We start from the raw sequence: 17,756 nt of genomic DNA, 5'->3' as shown, positions 1-17,756 counted from the left end.
CATATGCTTTTATCTCGCTGCCTCCAGCGAAGCATTGAGCATTTTGATTTATTCTAGCAACAAAGCAACTCAAGGCCTTATTCGTTGTATCCCTATGCAGATTGATGTTTTTAAAAAACTAGCACCTCTATGCTTTTGCTAATATTCTATGACTAAGACAAAGCCTGTCACTGATGCTGACAGGCTTTTTTTATCGCTTATTTTACCGCCACGCGCTTTGCTATTGATGCTGTTGTGCTATTGATACAAAAAAGCCTTTCGCTAGCGGTTTTTATCTGACGCTAAGGGTGATTTAACGCAGCAACTGCGCTAGCCTCTTAACTAATCTTATAGAGTATGAGAATCTAACTAAAATATAAAAAATACAATAATAAGGATCCTTATGCGTATTCACTCTCCAACCTTACTCGCGTTAGCCATCAGTAGCTTTTTTAGTTATGCCGAAACAGAACCTGCAACCTGGCAGGTTAATGCCCCTATCGGCGAATTCAGCAATGTTGATATTAAAGTACAGCAAGGCAGCTGGATGAACGTTAATGTCAGCCCTGACGGTAAGACCGTGGTATTTGATTTGCTGGGCGACATCTACACCATGCCGATTAGCGGTGGTAAAGCCACACCGCTGACCAACGATATCGCTTGGAATATGCAGCCCGTATTTAGCCCCGATGGTAAATACATTGCTTTTACCTCAGATCGCGATGGTGGAGACAACATTTGGATCATGGGCAGCGATGGTTCAGCGCCTCGGGCCGTCACCAACGAAACCTTTCGCTTACTCAACAGCCCCGCTTGGAGCCCAGATAGCCAATTTATTGTGGCGCGTAAACACTTTACCGCCAGCCGTTCTTTAGGCGCGGGTGAAGTATGGCAATACCATATCAGTGGCGGTAGCGGTGTGATGTTAACCGAGCGACCTGATGATCAAAAAGATCTGGGTGAGCCCGCCTTCTCACCCGATGGCCGCTATATTTATTTTTCACAAGATGATACGCCAGGCAAAACCTTTCACTACAGCAAAGACTCAGAGTCGGGTATTTACACCATCAAACGTTTTGAACGTGAAACCGGTAAAATGGATGTCATTTTAACAGGCCCGGGCGGTGCAATTCGGCCAACCCCCTCACCTGATGGCAAATATTTGGCATACATTCGTCGAGTCGACTTTCAAAGTACGCTGTTTTTATATGATTTAACCAGTGGCGAACACATCAAACTCTATGATGGATTAGATCGCGACATGCAAGAAACCTGGGCCATACACGGTGTTTACCCTACCGTCAGCTGGACACCTGATAATAAACATCTGGTCTTTTGGGCGGGAGGCGAAATTAAACGCTTAGCGCTTAGCGATAAAAAGGTGAGCACCATTCCCTTTGAAGTGAATACCAGCAAACAAATTCAAACGGCAGTACGGGTTAAACAAAACTTAGACCAAGACGAATTTGATGTAAAAATGTTACGTTTTACTCAAATTTCGCCTGATGGTAAACAAGCGGTCTTTACCGCGCTTGGCCATCTCTACATCACCGATATTAGCGATCCTAAACCACGTCGTTTGACCCGTCAAACGACCGATTTTGAGCTATATCCGCAATTTTCCCGCGACGGCCGCGAGCTGGTTTTTGTGAGCTGGAATGACCAAACGCAAGGAGCTGTTAATATTATCAACTTGCGCAACAACCGCGTGACCAAACTGACAAATGAGCCAGGCAAGTATATCGAACCGACATTTAGCCCTGATGGCAAAACCGTGGTGTATCGTAAAATCGGTGCTGGCGGTATTTTGCCACTGCAATGGTCGCTACAAACCGGTTTATATAAAATCAGCAATCGCGGCGGCGATGCCACTTTGATCGCTCGTAATGGTCGCAGCCCGATGTTTGGCGCCAACAATGACAAAGTGTATGCGATGGATTATGGGAGTGCCCCTAGCTTAATCAGCATTGACCTGCAAAAACACACGCAACAAACACTGTACACCGCAAAATTTGGTACAGAATTTAAAATCTCGCCAGATGGCAAACATTTAGCCTTTGCCGACCGTTTTAAAGTGTTTGTTACGCCGTTTACTGAACGTGGCAGCGCTATCGCGATTGGCGCCAACGATAAGCAATTCCCAGTGAAACAATTGTCGGTACGCGCAGGTGAGTACATCAGCTGGAATGGCGACAGTGACAAACTGTATTGGACGTTAGGCCCTGAGTTATATCAAGCTAGCATCGATGGCCTTTTCGCTCCAAATGCACAGCAACACAGCCCCACCGAGCAAGCCGTATCCTTAGGTTTTAAAATGCCCGTTGATATGCCTCGTGGGATCGTAGCGTTTGTTGGTGGCCAAGTGATTACCATGAACGGCGATCAAGTGTTACAAGACGCGGTAGTTTTAGTTGAAAACAACAAAATCCAAGCCGTAGGAAGCCGTGCGGATATCGCTATTCCCAAAGGCGCCAAAGTGTTCGACATTACCGGTAAAACGTTGATGCCCGGTATTTTTGATGCTCATGCTCACGGCAGCCAAGGTGTGCAGCAAATTACCCCGCAGCAAAACTGGGAAAACTATGCTGGCTTAACCTTTGGTGTAACCAGTATTCATGATCCGTCTAATGATACCCGTGAGATCTTCAGTGCCAGCGAGTTACAACGCAGCGGTCAAATTGTTGGCCCACGTATTTTCTCTACGGGTACGATTCTTTACGGTGCGGAAGGCGCAGGTTATACCTCGCATATCGATAGCCTAGAGGATGCGAAGTTTCACTTAACGCGCTTACAAAAAGTCGGCGCCTTTAGTGTGAAAAGTTACAACCAGCCACGCCGTAATCAGCGCCAGCAAGTGATCCAAGCCGCGCGTGAATTGAACATGATGGTAGTACCTGAAGGCGGTTCATTGATGCAGCACAATCTAACGATGATTGTCGATGGCCATACCACTATTGAACACGCTTTACCTGCAGCAAAAGTTTATGATGATATTAAACAATTGTGGCAAGCCAGTGGCACCGCTTATACACCAACATTAAACGTGGCTTATGGCGGTATCTGGGGCGAAAATTATTGGTACGATAAAACTGAGGTTTGGAAACACCCTAGGTTAAGTCAATATGTCCCGATGGATCGGTTAGCGCCGCGCAGTATGCGCCGGCCAACAGCACCAGAGCATCACTATAACCACTTTAATGTGGTAAAAACGGCAAATGAGCTGAAAGACGTCGGGGTGATTGCGAATATCGGTGCCCATGGGCAACGTGAAGGTTTGGGCGCACACTGGGAAATTTGGATGTTTGCGCAAGGCGGTATGACACCGTTAGAAGCCTTACGCACCGCCACGTTAAACCCTGCTAAAACCTTTGGTATGGATCATCAACTTGGCAGTATTGAACCAGGCAAATTGGCTGACTTAATCGTCATCGACGGTAATCCACTAGAAAATATCCGCGTGACCGATAAAGTGGTCTACACCATGGTCAATGGCCGGTTATTTGATGCCGCAAGCATGAATGAAATTGGTCTGCGTGAGCGCAAACGTCAGCCATTCTTCTTCGAACCACGTTAAGTTAGCTTTTAGCGGAGTGTGTAGATCACACTCCGCTATTCATATGCATGCTATTAATGTTCAACAATACCTTTAGCGTTATCGCTTGCAAGACACGTCTAAATGCCACGGTAACAGAAGCTTAGCCTCACGTTATAGAAACTATGCTTAACGTCATTTAATAAAACCCTCTATTAACTTGGTTCTTTTCTGCAAAAGACCACATTACTTGTCATTAAACCTCAGTTTAACGATTTACAGATAATTATTACTCCGTCGCCTTGTTACAACTTTTGACATTATAAGTCGATGCCATATACATCGGATTTCAATTCTAATATGGTTACATTAGTTATATTCCAAATCATTCCAGCAGAGCCAACGCATAGTTAGTTTGGCTGATCACCATCAATAATGTGGTCAGTGGTATTTTTAGCTAATTAGATTAAGACTGTTGGCAAGAGGTTCGTGCACAGATTATAGATAAGGGGCAAGCACGCTTGCCCCAAAAAAGGTCAGCCGCGCTCAACGGCTGAATAGTAAAATCAGTTGATTGCGTAACTCGGCATCATCTAAGCTATCAAAAGGTAAAACCAAATCTTCTTTGTTATCCTTGTTAAGATCAACAACCTGTACCCGGCTGGCATCACGAGGTAAGGGCATCTGTACTTTATCGCTATTACGCTTAAACAACCCGCTGCCATCAGGTGCAAAAAAGCGTAATTCATTACCCCCCTCGCCTAGTAACAACGATTTACGACCATCGCCATTCACATCAATCAGTTTAAATAACGGCATGTCGAAGCGCAGATTACTGATGCTGACATCAATCTTGGCTTGTTGTCGAAAATCGGCTTTTGCCGCATAGCTTCGATTTTCAGATAACAAATAAAAATCGACATCTAAATTAGCACTGCCGCGCAGCAGCACTCGCACAATGGTGCCGACACCAATCTTGGTAGTCGGAATATAAAAGTCTTTTCGACCATCACCATTAAAATCGTCAATCACCACTTCGGTAGGCACTGAATCAATACTGATTTCGGTATCGGCGACGGTTGGATAAGTGACACCATCATCCGCTGCTCGCCCAAAGAAGATTTGAAAGCGACTGCTGCGCTCTAAGGCATCGGCTATTTGCTCCACATTTAGTACCAAATCGGGCAGCCCATCACCGTCTAAATCGGTGATATCTTCTAAGGTGGTGATATTTTGGCCCGAGTAGCTGCGACCCGCATCCGAGCGTTGGTCTGCTTGGCGCTCGGTTGATAGCAATACCGGCCAACCGGGATAATAAGGCTCTAGTGCGAAGCTGCCATCCGTTTGCTGCAAAAATACACTAAAACGGCCTTGCTGCACAAACACCAGATCTAATAAACCATCTTGATCCACATCTATCGCATAATGACTGCGGCCTGAGTAATCGGCTCGATTGTTGCCCCAGGTTTGTATTCTTGCGCTAACGGGTAACGCATAATGCACAAACTGCCCATCCGCTTGCTGGCGATAAAGGTGCATATGCTGAAAATCGGCAATTAAAAAGTCGCTGCGTCCCGACCCCAAATCAAGGGCAAAATTACGTTCGCGTAAACGCACTTCATCAATCACTCGAAACATTGAACTGCTGGCCAGCAAAGGTTGAAAGCGCCCGGCGGATAATGAACCGGCACTGGCTTGTTGGTAATGCACAATGCCGTCAGCGGTTAAAAAGACCAACTGCTCGGCCTCATAGCCAACTAATCGCGCTTTACTGAAAAACTGCGCGTTGGTTGGAATAGGCACGGCTAACGTTTGATATTGATCTAGTTCTACGAGGGTTAACCAACGCTCGAATTGACTAAAGCCAGACACCAGTAATTGATTTTGGCCTTGCAGCATCATGATACTGCCATTTGCTGGGTGGCTTAGGGCCACGTGTACCCGATCCATTTCAAACGCTGCACTAAAAGGGGCATAAATACCCGGGATAGCAAGTGTGATCCATATACCCAACGCGGTAATAAAGCGCATAATGTTCTTCCCTTAAATAATCTGCGTTAACTACGTGTCATAGAACCAAAAAGTTTAGCTGTGTACCTAGGTATCAGCGGTTGTGTCAGCATTTAAACGGCGCAACACTCTTCCGGGATTGCCTGCCACAACAACATCAGCAGGTACATCTTGAGTCACAACGCTGCCTGCAGCAATAACGCTTCTTGCTCCAATGCTCACGCCAGGACAAATAATCACGCCCCCACCGATCCATACATCATCGGCAATGTTAATGGGTAACGCTTGCTCGATACCGCTGCGCCGCTCATCAGCCCCTAAAGGATGATTCACTGTATAAATTTGCACTGCAGGACCGAAAAACACGTTGTTACCAATTGTCACACAACCGACATCCAGCACCACGCAGTTAAAGTTAAAAAACACCTTATCGCCCAGTCGAATGTGCTGACCATAATCACAGAAAAAAGGCGGTTCAATAAAGACATCTCGGCCCACTTCAGCAAATAAATCCTGTTGCAGCGTGCGTCGAATTTTCACTTGTTCAGGCGAGGTTTTGTTAAATTTATATAACAACTGTCGAGTGGCTAAACGCAATTCACGTAAAGTTTGATCTAATGGGTTATACCATTGAGCGTTAAGCATTTTCTCATATTCAGTCACAGCGGCCATCTCACTATTATAAAGGCCTAGACTAACAAAGTTATTTGAATTTACCCAGTAAAATTAACAAACCGTCAGGCTTTGCACCGCGCTAAAAAAAGCCCCGCACTACAGAGCATAGTGCGGGGCCTTATTCGTAAACCCAATGCTTAGCGAGCGTTGGTGCTTTCAAAAATTTTATCGGCTGAAGCCGCGACAAAACCGGTGTATAACTTGCCATTGGGTAGTGTATAACGACGAGCAAATTCATAGAAACAGCTTGGGATCTGCGCTTCACCATCGCTAAACTGTACCGGCACAATATCGGCTAACGTCGAGGATTGCTCTAAATACACCTCTGGCGTACCTTTAATTTCACCACCAGACGTATTCAATAAAAAACCGGCGCTTTTTAACGCTTCATTCACTTGTTCTAGACTAGTGAACTTCTGTAAATCATTCACGTTAACCGTAAAATGATTTGCGCGATAACCCCAAGCGGCGGTCCATGCAGCGTATTCGCTCTCAGCTAATAAAGCGGCATAGGTGGCGCTGTCAATTTGCCAATGCGTACCCGAGTATAAAAAGTTATCCGCCGTTACTGCATCGTCAGGGATCTGTGCCACTAATGCGGTGATCGTCTCACGCAGCGAGGCGGAGCACTTATCTAATAACAATTCAGAAATAAACACTTTCGGCAGGCTGGTATCCGCATGTTCAAAATGCTTGGCATAAAGTTTTTTAGCTTCGAAATGGTACTCACCACACTCGGTATAGCCCAGTGCCAGAAAATGCGCTGCCAACTTATCTAAACTGACTTTCGGTAAATTAAAGGTACGTAGCGCAATATGGTCATTAATCACATCATCTTTTTGTGATGAACCCAACAACTGGTGCACTTGACGAGCTGATGGCGTTACCGTCAGGTAATTTTGCCATAAATTTTCAAATAAGCTTTTTACACAAGTATGCATTGCAACTCCCAATAATGGCTAGGCTGGCACAGCCGCATGTGTTTATATTAACAAACACCGCTACGCCGACATTAATCTAAATTAATAAAACGTGCAAAATCACCTTCGGCCAATTGCAAGGCTGCGGCTAACTCTGCGCTGATCTGTAACTGTTGTTGTTGTTCATCAAACTGGGCATTTTTACCAAAACTGGCTTTAAACTCACTCAGGGCAGTATTCGCCACAGCTAAAGTGCGCTCACCACGCACTTCTTTAATGGTCACCGGTACACGGCGACTTAACGCGACAGAACGAATATCTTGTAAGCGGGCTTCTACCGTTGGGCCGGCATCAAACAAATCAATGTACCCCCGATGCTTAAAGCCTTCTTTTTCCAGCATTTTTAGGGCTGGCTTAGTATTTTCATGCACCTGACCAATCACTTGCTGCGCCTCAGTAGGCAGTAAGCCCACATAAATAGGATGACGCGGCATCAACTCAGCAATAAAAGCCTTTTTGCCGACACCAATCAGTTTATCGGCCGTAGGAAAGTCGATGGTTAAAAACAAGTTCTGTAACCAATTCCAAAAAGGCGGTTTGCCCTCGGCATTGGTGGCACCTCGCATTTCGGCAATCACGATGTCAGAAAAGCGCTGCGGATGCTCGGCCATAAATAAAAACCGCACCTTAGACAGAAAGCGCCCAGCATGATTACGCCGATAACTTTCTCGTAAAAATAAAGTACAAATTTCTGATGCACCGGTGTAGTCGTTACATAGCGTCAAGGTTTTTAATTGGTTTAATACATTCAACTCTGCGCTGTGATGGATCACGGTGTTTTGTTGAAAGTGATACAGCGGTGTATGTAAGCCAACGGCCGCTTCAATACCGGTGGTACCGACGATTTCACCTGTGATGCAGTCTTCTAACACAAATAAATAACCGTGATCGCCTGGTGCAGAAACATCCACATTAAAACTGTGTGAAGCATGGGCAATTTTGTGTTGTAAACGCTCATCATGCACCGGTAAAGAGGTAAAGCCAGGGCCGGATTCCACCGCAATTTGTTTTAAGGCGGCAAAATCAGCCGTCGTAATCGGTCGGATCAATAACATACACATAGCCTCAGCGAATAAGCGATAAAACAGTAACTCGTCGTAATACCATTATATTCGCCATAGCTGACATTTTGCAGTATCATTTTTAACAGAATAAAAGACTTATATAGCAATTTGCTAAGGACATAATACAAAGTGATAAGCAAAGAAGATGAAAAACTGCTCGCACTGCTGCAAAAAGATGCGCGTGCGAGTATTTCCGACCTGGCACGAGCCTTATCCTTGTCTCGCGCCACGGTGCAAAATCGTTTGCAAAAATTGCAAGAAACTGGCGTGATCAAAGGCTATACCGTTGAAGTGGGCGAAAGCTGGTTAGCCAGTTTAGTGGCAGCACACGTTAGTATCAAAGTGAAACAAAAGTTGACGGCCCGCACCAATAATGAATTAAAGCAAATACCGCAAATAGCCGCTCTTTATGCCATTAGTGGCGAGTACGATTTAATTGCGATTGTGCAAGCTCAGAGTACTGAGCAACTGAGTCATTTACTTGATGATATTGGTAATTTAGAAGGGGTTGAACGCACCACCTCGTCGGTCATTTTAGAAACCAAATTTAAACGCCAAGCGTTTTAAGTCATATACATGAGAGAAACGGCCTTAATATGAACAGCAGCAAGTTGCCTTAGCGTTGTTAACTTTACAGCATCCTAAACAAAAGCAAGTGTTATTGATTGCACTGCCCATGATTGCCTCCAACCTCACCATCCCATTACTGTCGTTGGTCGATACCGCCGTGGTAGGGCATTTAGCACAGGCGTGGTATTTAGGCGGTGTGGCGCTGGGGAGCAGTTTAATTAGCTTAGTGTTTTTGTTACTCGGCTTTTTACGTATGAGCACCACCGGTTTGACTGCACAAGCTTTAGGCCGCAATAACCAACAAGCTTTGCGCCAAAGTTTACTACAAGCGGGCTTAGTGGCGCTCTGCTTAGCAATACTTTTGTTAATCGTGCATCCATGGTTAATGCCAATCGTCTATAAGCTCAGCAGTGCGAGCACGGAAGTGTTAACTCAGGCTGAGATCTATTTTCAGATCCGTATTTGGAGCGCTCCTGCTGCCCTGCTGAATATGGTATTACTCGGTTGGTTTTTGGGCCTGCAAAACGCCCGTTATCCCATGTGGCTACTCCTGCTGAATCAAACCATCAATATCCTACTTGATCTAGTATTTGTTTTGGGCTTTGACTGGAAAGTCAGTGGTGTCGCGGCGGCGTCGGTCTTGGCCGATTACAGTACGCTTGCCGTTGGGCTTTACTTGGTGCGCCGCTTATGGCGACAACAACAACTGGGGCCTGTTAAATGGCCACAGCTGTTCTCAGCCGACGGTTATAGCCGACTCTTTGCTTTAAACCGTGATATTTTCATTCGCAGTCTTTGTTTACAACTGGTGTTTGTATTTATCGCTTTTCGAGGTGCCAGTTTTGGCGATACTGTAGTCGCTGCAAATGCGGTGCTGATCACCTTTTTAATGCTGGTATCTTATGCCCTAGATGGCTTTGCCTATGCCGCAGAAGCTCTGACGGGTAAAGCGGTTGGTGCAAAAGATCAAAGCGAATTGCGGCTGCTGCTTAAGATCTTGGCGGGCTGGGGATGGTTATTAGGGGGGCTATTCAGCGCGCTGTTTTGGCTGGCAGGCTCGACAATTATTAGCAGCTTAACCTCTATTACCGCGGTGCAACAGCAAGCAAACCTGTATTTGCCTTGGTTAATTGGACTACCGCTGTTAGCCGTTTGGGGCTACTTGCTTGATGGCATTTATATTGGGGCAACACAAGCACGCGCGATGAGAAACAGTATGTTGCTTGCCTTTAGTGGCTTTGCGCTGTGCTACCTGCTGCTACAACATTTAAATAATCATGCGCTTTGGCTAGCCTTGTCGCTATTTATGTTATTACGCGGTTTAAGTTTAGCATGGCCGCTGTATCGCAAAGGTATCGTGGTGCTATTTCGTTAAAGCAAAAAACCGCTAAATTGTGCTATGCTGCGCCACTATTTTTATTCAATGACGAGCAGCAGAGTTGTTTATGCGTGTGATCATCCGTTTATTTTTTCGCTTTATTCGTTTGGTATTAACCCCTGTTATGTTACTGGCTGAAAAACTCAGCACCCCAAGCCCGATGGCTCATAGCGCCGAGCAACAACAACAATTATCTCAAGCCTGCCAGCAATTGGCACTGTATCAATTTGCCGCCTGCCCTTTTTGCATTAAAGTGCGCAAAGAGATGGCCCGTTTAGGCTTAAACATCCAAAAACGTGACGCACAGCACCATGCCGAGTACCGGCAACAACTGCTTAGCGGTGGCGGAAAAGTGAAAGTACCTTGTTTGCAGATCAAAGATGACTCGGGAGAAACGCAGTGGCTGTATGAATCTGATGCCATTATCTTACACTTACAAAGCCTAGTGACCGCCAGCCGTTCTTAATGGTAGTAGCGCATCGAGTATGCGCTACTTGTCATCCGCTATGTTTTAAGCGCCTTGTTTAAATGCGTTGTTTAAATACGTGAGAATAGCCAACACGACCGTTTTAATCGCTAATCAACCGTATGCACATAATCACATTGCTGCTCAGCTTTCGTTAAGTTTTTTGAACCACTGACCGTAAAATCAAATTTAATGGAAGTCAGCACCGGTTGCTTCGCACTGTTTTTAGCACTGGCGACCCATTGCCAATGCGATAACGCTTCTATTGCGTTTGCATCAAAAATGCCCTTAGGAAAAGATGTAATAATCGATACTGCTGTAGCTTTGCCGTCTTTATCAATACCCACAAGCATATCGACACAACCTGATAGCTGGTTAAACGCAGCATCAAGCGGATAACGTGGTTCTTGTTTTTTTTCGGCTATCCAATATTCGTCTAATAAATCTTTTTTATCTTCAGCCGTAAGATTAAGATAATTTAGCCCAGCCAGTGCCGCGGCGTGATCAGTACTTTGTACCGAATCATTGGCTTTACAACCGATTAAAAGCACACTTAACACGCTTATACACACGATTTTTTTCATCACTAATTCCCTCTAGTTTTTGATTTATGACACCATACTTCGGCTAAGATTGTTTCACCGTTATGCTTCATGCTTTATGCTGAAGGTTGCCTGCGTTAAACCGACCCAAAACAGCGCAATCTGAAAGTGGCTTGCTGCACACATAAACACAGAGTTGCCGGCCGAACTACCGCGGGGATCGAGCTTATTCTGAACTACTGTAAAATTTATTAACAATAAATAACAGTTAAGGATTGCAAATGCAACAATATAATCCTTTAACAACTCGGTAGGTTTCAAAGCTCTGCTTTTCTGTTAAAACTAGACTGATCGTAATAGCCAACTGGCGCAGGTTTTTGCATTGATTAAATAAAAAAATATTGATAACCGCACTGCACAAATTGAAGAAAGATAAAATAATAATAACGTTTTGGTCATGTTAATATGTAAAGTGATAAATATACTCATTTCATTCAAACGAGAAGGTTATGATTAATCAGTTACAGCAAAAATATCAACTGTCATTGCTGTTGTTACTTGGTGTGGTTGCTGTGCTGGGTGTTTTACCTTTCGCCGTAATACGTTACCTAGAAGGCAACTTGATAGCAGCGGTCATCGATATCACGCTGGTTTTGGGCATTATAATGTTAGTTGTTTATGCCTATTTAAGCCTGCATATCCGTGTGGTCAGCATTGTAATTGCCATCTTTATTAATACAGGTGTCGTCGTTATTGGCAGTGCTAATGGTATAGACAGTTTTTTATGGATCTACCCGGTTTTCGTCAGTACTTTTATTTTAGTTAAGCCAGTTGAAGCCTTTATCATTAATACACTAGCTGGTATTGCACTGGCGCTGCTTTCCGACATTTTTGTCATTGTGTCACTCGACTCTTATATTATTTCCATCTTAATGTTGTCTCTATGCTCCTTTGTTTATGCCAGCCATAGCGCTAAGCAGTTTAGTTTACTGGAAACCCTCAATACAGTCGATGCACTTACCGGCGCCTTTAATCGCCGAGCCATGAGCGTTGATATAAAAGCCGCCCTAGCAACCGCAGAACGAAACGGCGGTAAACCAATGCTCGCCATTTTAGATTTGGACTATTTTAAAGCTATAAATGATAAATTTGGTCATGCGGTGGGCGATCAGGTTCTCAAAGATTTTGTGGCCATTACTACCTCGCAGATAAGGCAATATGATCGGCTGTATCGGTTCGGTGGTGAAGAATTTGTGCTATTGGTCCCTCAAATCAATGAACATTATCACACCTTTATTCAACATCTGAGAACGGCGATTAAAAACGCATTAAAAACACCTGATGGTAAAGAAATCACCGTGTCATTTGGCGTAGCACCTTGGTTACCAGGCACCACAGAGGATAGCTGGTTAAAACGTGCCGATAAAGCGTTGTATTTAGCTAAAAACAGTGGGCGAGATCGTGCCATATTTAGTGATGAGTAAATACGCTGCATTACATAATTTGTAAGTCGCTAATTATTCACCCTACATCTGGTGCAATTCGTAACACTCCTAATGTGCAGTGATTTCAACCTATCTCGATACATGGGATAATTTTGTTAACAACTTAACTTGGTAACGTCAAACTTTGTAAAATATCCAGAGCCTATATAACAGGTTGTATTCATGACAAAGCATAAATGGCCAGAAACCTTTAGCAAAAGCTGAGTTATGGGCTGCTCCATCTTTAACATTGCCTAACGGTTACTCCTAACGCGAGATGGTGCAATGCAGTTTTTTCGTATTGAATATGATGTCGTTTTACTGCATATTCAGTTCATTCTTGCAGATTAATTAGGCTGCCATGTCATTCTTAAAATTAAGCTATGTACTTATCATTGCGCTTGCCACGACATTTCCTTTAACCAGCTACGCTAAGCTTGATAAAAACGAACAACAAATCGTTACACAGGTTGCACAACATCTGCCTCAGGCATTAAAAGAGATAGAACAAGCCGTCAATATCAATAGTGGCTCGCTGAATCTTGCGGGTGTTAAAAAGGTTGGACAGTTAGCCACTGCACAATTAACCGCTATTGGTTTTAAAGTAGAATGGCTGGATGGCAGCGCTTTTAACCGCGCGGGCCATGTGCTTGCAACACGCGAAAGCAACAATCCAAATGCCATTAAAATACTGATGATTGGCCATCTTGATACCGTATTCGCCGAAAACGATAATTTTAACACCTACACACAACTTAGTCCGACTTTAGCATCCGGTCCGGGTGTTGCCGACATGAAGGGCGGCAATACGATTATTATTACTGCCCTTAAAAGCCTGCACGAACTCAATTTGCTTAACAATGTCAGCATTAAGGTGTTACTCACTGGCGATGAGGAAAGCAGCGGCCAGCCATTGAATTTATCGAAGCAAGCCATAGTCGATGCGGCAATCTGGGCAGATGTAGCTCTGGGCTATGAGAATGCGGATAACAATATTGAAACCGCTATGGTCGCGCGGCGAGGCTATATCGACTGGACACTTACCGTGGAAGCACAAGCTGCTCATTCGTCACAAATATTTAGTGACACCGTGGGTTTTGGCGCTATTTATGAAGTCTCTCGCATTTTAAATAGCTTTAGAGAGCAACTCGCTTCGCAGCCTAATTTAACCTTTAACCCAGGACTGATAGTTGGCGGCACTCATGCCGATTTCGACAATGCCCATTCTACCGCAACGGCGTTTGGAAAAAGTAATGTTATCGCCCAAAAAGTCTATGTTGCCGGTGATCTACGTGCGCTGTCTCCCACACAAGAAGAAGATGCCAAAAAAACAATGCAACGTATTGTTAGTCATAACTTAAATGGCAGCAAAGCGACGCTTGAATTTGCAGACGGCTACCCCGCCATGGCAATGACTGAAGGCAATCAAAAATTATTGGCCATGTATAGCAAAGCCAGTGAAGATTTAGGCTACAACAAAGTGGTGGCAGCCAACCCACGCAATGCCGGTGCTGCCGATATCTCATTTGCTGCAAACCATGTAGACATGGCACTTGATGGGCTAGGTTTAATGGGCGCGGGTGCTCACACTCAAAATGAAACGGCAGATCTAACGAGTTTAAGCAAAAACATCGAAAAATCAGCTTTGCTTATTTATCGATTAGGGCAGTTATAACCATTCCTAAATAGCCAAATTATCACTGCGGCTCACAGTGCAGATAAACCGCCTCACGAAGGGCTAGCGTTGACAACAACAGCGTCTGGTTAAGTTTCAGGGTCATCTGAAGAACGTGGCTCTGCCAAAAGTTCTTTGTAATGCTTTACCGCAAAATAGGTAACAATTTGAGCATAAATAAGACCGCCGCTGGCGCCACCTAGAGCAGTACCAAGCATTTTTAATTCATATATTTCCCCTATATCAGCGCCTAAAGATCCACTAAGACCACAGAAAATCAGCCCAAGCCACCCGAGCCAACTACGCAAACATTTCGAGGAAGCTTTTTGCCATAACCGTTTTTTTTCACTCGCTGATAAATGGGAAAGCTCCGGAATATGATTAAATGACCAGTATATTTTCATGCTGATGCCCCAGAAATCATAACTTGCGACTAAGTACTGACTGTTGAACTCGCAATTTAATGTTACCCGTTAAAGCCAACAGATCGACACGATTGTTGGTTTTTTGTTAATAATGCAAATAATATAGCTAAATACTATTTTTTTACCATCTCATTAATGAAACAACAAAAATAGACGGTCATTTAAACAATTACAGCTCTGGAAAGTGCTCAGACATAAGCTTTTCCATCATCAGCATATAGCTTCTAACTATGCTATATAACAAAATGACATTACTAACTCTCTTGTAGTAACCAATACGCATATTAAACTAACACTTCTGATCATGAAGGAGTGAATGACAATGCGTAACCTATTATTGGCTGTGGTGCTTAGCAGTAGTTTATTAAGTCCGGCCTTAGTGGCTAAAGAGTTGCTCAATAGCAGCTACGATATCGCCCGCGAACTCTTTGCTGAAATTAACCCGTTGTTTGTAGCACACTGGCAAGCTGAAAGCGGTGAAACACTAACCATTAACCAATCGCATGGCGGTTCTTCACGCCAAGCGCAAGCCATTATTCAAGGGCTGCGGGCGGATGTCGTCACCTTTAACCAAAGTACCGACATCGATATTTTGTATCAGCGCGGTAAGTTACTGCCGCAGAATTGGCGTGAACGGCTGGCCAATAACAGCTCACCTTACTACTCCACCATGGCTTTTTTGGTTCGGAAGGGAAACCCAAAGCATATTCAAGATTGGGCCGACCTCACTAAAGACGATGTCGCCTTAGTCTTTCCTAACCCAAAAACCTCTGGCAATGCCCGTTACACTTATTTAGGGGCCTACGGTGCAGCCAAGTTACGGCTTGCTGATGATCAAGCCGCGCGAAATTGGATGGTCGATTTTTTAAGCCGCGTGGTGGTGTTTGATACCGGCGGTCGCGGCGCCACAACCTCTTTTGTTGAGCGGCAATTAGGCGATGTGCTGATTACGTTTGAATCGGAAGTGAACAACATCATCAAGCAATACCCCGAGTTACAACTGGAACGCGTGGTACCGAAAACCAATATTTTAGCGGAGTTCCCGGTAGCGTGGATCGACAAAAATGTTGAGCGTAATGGCACCACTGCACAAGCAAAAGCTTACTTAAACTTTTTATATTCTGAGCCAGCCCAGCAGGTGTTAGCGAGCTACTTCTATCGAGTACATCACCCAAAAGTGCAAGCTAGCAGCCAAGCACAATTTCCAGCAACGGAATTGTTCACCGTTGAGCAACAATTTGGCAGCTGGGAGCAAGTGAATAAGCAGCACTTTGGCAGTAACGCAGAACTGGATAAAATTTTAGCTGAAGGACGCCGTAACTAATGGCTGCTTACCAAACCAAAAGAGTGTTACCGGGTTTTTCCATTAGCTTGGGCAGCAGTTTATTTTTTATCGGTTTGGTTATTTTATTGCCATTAACCGGCTTGGTGATGGAAGTAGCGCAACTGAGCCTAGCAGAATACTGGGCAATTATTAGCGATCCCCGCGTGGTGGCCACATACCAAGTCACACTGTCGGCTGCTTTAGTGGCCAGCATACTGAATTTGTTTTTTGGCTTGCTGATGGCTTGGATCTTAACGCGCTATCGCTTTCCTGGGCGGCTGTTACTTGATGGCTTAATGGACTTACCCTTCGCCTTACCCACGGCGGTAGCCGGCTTAACCTTGGCAGCATTGTTTGCTACTCAAGGTTGGTATGGCCAGTATTTTGCGCTATGGGATATCAAGGTGTCTTATACCTGGTTGGGTATTGTCATCGCCATGCTGTTTACCAGCGTGCCTTTTGTGGTACGCACCGTTCAGCCCGTTTTAGAAGAGTTTGGCCCTGAATACGAAGAAGCCTCGGCGACGCTGGGGGCAAGCCCATTACAAACTTTTACTCGGGTGATCTTACCGGAAATTAAACCCGCTTTATTAACCGGTACCGCCTTGTCGTTTACCCGCAGCTTAGGCGAATTTGGTGCCGTTATTTTTATTGCCGGTAATTTGCCTTGGCAAACCGAAGTGACATCGTTAATGATCTTTGTCCGCTTACAGGAATTTGACTACGCCGCGGCTGCGGCGATTGCCAGCGTAGTGCTGCTAAGCTCGTTAATCTTATTATTTATCATTAATGGTATTCAGCAGCGCTATCAACACATTACTGGAGCATTAAAATGACGGCTCGGGTAAAACACCCCTTAAAATGGTGGTTAATTGGTACCGGAATTACCCTCAGTGTGCTGCTGTTGTTGGTGCCGCTGATCTTTATCTTTATCGCCGCCTTTGCTGCCGGTGTTGGCGGTGTTTGGCAAAATTTACAAGATGCCGATATGCTACATGCCATTGGTTTGACCTTGTTAGTAGCAGGGTTAACTGTGCCCATTAATGTGCTGTTTGGTACCTTAATTGCTTGGTGTGTTACGCGCTTTACCTTTCCTGGCCGCCGCTTATTGCTAACGCTGATTGATATTCCGTTTGCGGTGTCACCTGTGGTAGCCGGTTTATTGTATTTATTGCTTTATGGCAGCAACGGTCCTTTTGCCCAGTGGCTAGACGCCGCCGATATGCAGCTGATGTTTGCATGGCCAGGCTTAGTGATGGTCACCGTATTTGTGTCTTGCCCTTTTGTAGTGAAAGAACTCGTGCCCTTAATGTCTACTCTGGGCACCGAACAGGAAGAAGCGGCAGTGTTACTCGGTGCCAGTGGCTGGCAAGTGTTTTGGCATATTACCTTTCCGAATATTCGTTGGGCACTGTTATATGGCGTGATCCTCACTAACGCGCGTGCGGTCGGTGAGTTTGGTGCGGTCTCCGTCGTTTCAGGTACGATACGCGGCCAAACCAATACCTTACCCTTGCATATCGAGTTATTGCAGCAAGATTACAATACGACAGGAGCCTTTATTGCCGCCGCTTTATTAACCTTGATGGCAATTGCCACGCTCATCGTCAAAGCCGTTTTACAATGGCGCCTGCAACGGGCTGTATAAGCGG

At 44.9% G+C, this 17,756-nt stretch carries 15 protein-coding genes; 9 read left to right on the top strand and 6 right to left on the bottom strand.

The window, feature by feature from the left end; genetic code table 11:
- The first annotated feature begins 382 nt into the window (after nucleotides 1–382).
- Nucleotides 383–3,553, top strand: a complete 3,171-nt coding sequence (locus tag JAO78_RS11635) for an amidohydrolase family protein (RefSeq protein ID WP_226751529.1) — start codon at nucleotides 383–385, stop codon at nucleotides 3,551–3,553.
- A 504-nt stretch (nucleotides 3,554–4,057) separates the two neighbouring features.
- Here JAO78_RS11635 and JAO78_RS11630 read toward each other — a convergent pair.
- From JAO78_RS11630 to astA, 4 genes are all read right to left on the bottom strand, one after another.
- Complete coding sequence (locus JAO78_RS11630) at nucleotides 4,058–5,542, bottom strand: FG-GAP repeat domain-containing protein (protein ID WP_226751528.1); 1,485 nt, start codon at nucleotides 5,540–5,542, stop codon at nucleotides 4,058–4,060.
- Nucleotides 5,543–5,608: 66 nt separating this feature from the next.
- Nucleotides 5,609–6,193: a sugar O-acetyltransferase gene (locus JAO78_RS11625; RefSeq protein ID WP_226751527.1), complete on the bottom strand. Its 585-nt coding sequence runs from the start codon at nucleotides 6,191–6,193 to the stop codon at nucleotides 5,609–5,611.
- A 140-nt stretch (nucleotides 6,194–6,333) separates the two neighbouring features.
- On the bottom strand, nucleotides 6,334–7,137 hold the full coding sequence (locus JAO78_RS11620) for a DUF1338 domain-containing protein (RefSeq protein WP_226751526.1): 804 nt from the start codon (nucleotides 7,135–7,137) through the stop codon (nucleotides 6,334–6,336).
- Between the two features lie 71 nt (nucleotides 7,138–7,208).
- The gene (gene astA, locus JAO78_RS11615; RefSeq protein ID WP_226751525.1) at nucleotides 7,209–8,231 is read right to left on the bottom strand and encodes an arginine N-succinyltransferase; all 1,023 of its coding nucleotides are present in this window, start codon (nucleotides 8,229–8,231) and stop codon (nucleotides 7,209–7,211) included.
- 138 nt (nucleotides 8,232–8,369) lie between these two features.
- Between astA and JAO78_RS11610 the strand changes: the two genes are divergently transcribed.
- The 3 genes from JAO78_RS11610 to JAO78_RS11600 all read left to right on the top strand — a co-directional run bounded on the left by JAO78_RS11610 (nucleotide 8,370) and on the right by JAO78_RS11600 (nucleotide 10,654).
- Entirely contained in the window at nucleotides 8,370–8,807 is a 438-nt protein-coding gene (locus tag JAO78_RS11610; RefSeq protein ID WP_226751524.1) for an Lrp/AsnC family transcriptional regulator, read from the top strand.
- A 55-nt stretch (nucleotides 8,808–8,862) separates the two neighbouring features.
- Nucleotides 8,863–10,185: an MATE family efflux transporter DinF gene (dinF, locus tag JAO78_RS11605; RefSeq protein ID WP_226751523.1), complete on the top strand. Its 1,323-nt coding sequence runs from the start codon at nucleotides 8,863–8,865 to the stop codon at nucleotides 10,183–10,185.
- Between the two features lie 70 nt (nucleotides 10,186–10,255).
- Nucleotides 10,256–10,654 carry a glutaredoxin family protein gene (locus JAO78_RS11600; RefSeq protein ID WP_226751522.1) on the top strand — a complete coding sequence of 133 codons (399 nt, stop codon included), beginning with the start codon at nucleotides 10,256–10,258 and terminating at the stop codon, nucleotides 10,652–10,654.
- Nucleotides 10,655–10,764: 110 nt separating this feature from the next.
- Here the strand turns inward: JAO78_RS11600 and JAO78_RS11595 are convergent, their stop codons facing one another.
- Nucleotides 10,765–11,238: an energy transducer TonB gene (locus tag JAO78_RS11595; protein ID WP_226751521.1), complete on the bottom strand. Its 474-nt coding sequence runs from the start codon at nucleotides 11,236–11,238 to the stop codon at nucleotides 10,765–10,767.
- A gap of 467 nt (nucleotides 11,239–11,705) precedes the next feature.
- Here JAO78_RS11595 and JAO78_RS11590 point away from each other — a divergent pair, with 467 nt between their 5' ends.
- Both JAO78_RS11590 and JAO78_RS11585 read left to right on the top strand, forming a co-directional pair.
- Nucleotides 11,706–12,680: a GGDEF domain-containing protein gene (locus tag JAO78_RS11590; RefSeq protein ID WP_226751520.1), complete on the top strand. Its 975-nt coding sequence runs from the start codon at nucleotides 11,706–11,708 to the stop codon at nucleotides 12,678–12,680.
- 361 nt (nucleotides 12,681–13,041) lie between these two features.
- Nucleotides 13,042–14,355 (top strand): M20/M25/M40 family metallo-hydrolase, encoded by a 1,314-nt coding sequence (locus JAO78_RS11585; protein ID WP_226751519.1) that lies wholly within the window; start codon nucleotides 13,042–13,044, stop codon nucleotides 14,353–14,355.
- Between the two features lie 89 nt (nucleotides 14,356–14,444).
- Here the strand turns inward: JAO78_RS11585 and JAO78_RS11580 are convergent, their stop codons facing one another.
- A complete protein-coding gene (locus tag JAO78_RS11580; RefSeq protein ID WP_226751518.1) occupies nucleotides 14,445–14,759 on the bottom strand; it encodes a hypothetical protein in 315 nt (104 codons plus the stop codon).
- A 343-nt stretch (nucleotides 14,760–15,102) separates the two neighbouring features.
- On the opposite strand from JAO78_RS11580, the gene cysP reads away from it, so the two are divergent.
- From cysP to cysW, 3 genes are read left to right on the top strand one after another with little or no spacing between them, the layout of a single operon-like run.
- Entirely contained in the window at nucleotides 15,103–16,104 is a 1,002-nt protein-coding gene (cysP, locus tag JAO78_RS11575) for a thiosulfate ABC transporter substrate-binding protein CysP (protein ID WP_226751517.1), read from the top strand.
- On the top strand, nucleotides 16,104–16,940 hold the full coding sequence (gene cysT / locus JAO78_RS11570; RefSeq protein WP_226751516.1) for a sulfate/thiosulfate ABC transporter permease CysT: 837 nt from the start codon (nucleotides 16,104–16,106) through the stop codon (nucleotides 16,938–16,940). Before cysP ends, cysT begins: the two co-directional genes overlap by 1 nt.
- Nucleotides 16,937–17,752, top strand: a complete 816-nt coding sequence (gene cysW / locus JAO78_RS11565; protein WP_226751515.1) for a sulfate/thiosulfate ABC transporter permease CysW — start codon at nucleotides 16,937–16,939, stop codon at nucleotides 17,750–17,752. The genes cysT and cysW overlap by 4 nt, the downstream gene beginning before the upstream one ends.
- Nucleotides 17,753–17,756 lie beyond the last annotated feature (4 nt).

The sequence above is a fragment of the Alishewanella maricola genome (assembly GCF_016343785.1).
In the GTDB taxonomy this organism is placed as follows: Bacteria; Pseudomonadota; Gammaproteobacteria; order Enterobacterales; family Alteromonadaceae; genus Alishewanella; species Alishewanella maricola.
The sequence above is the reverse complement of the archived record's forward strand: the minus strand, read 5'-3'. Positions and strand labels throughout refer to the sequence as shown.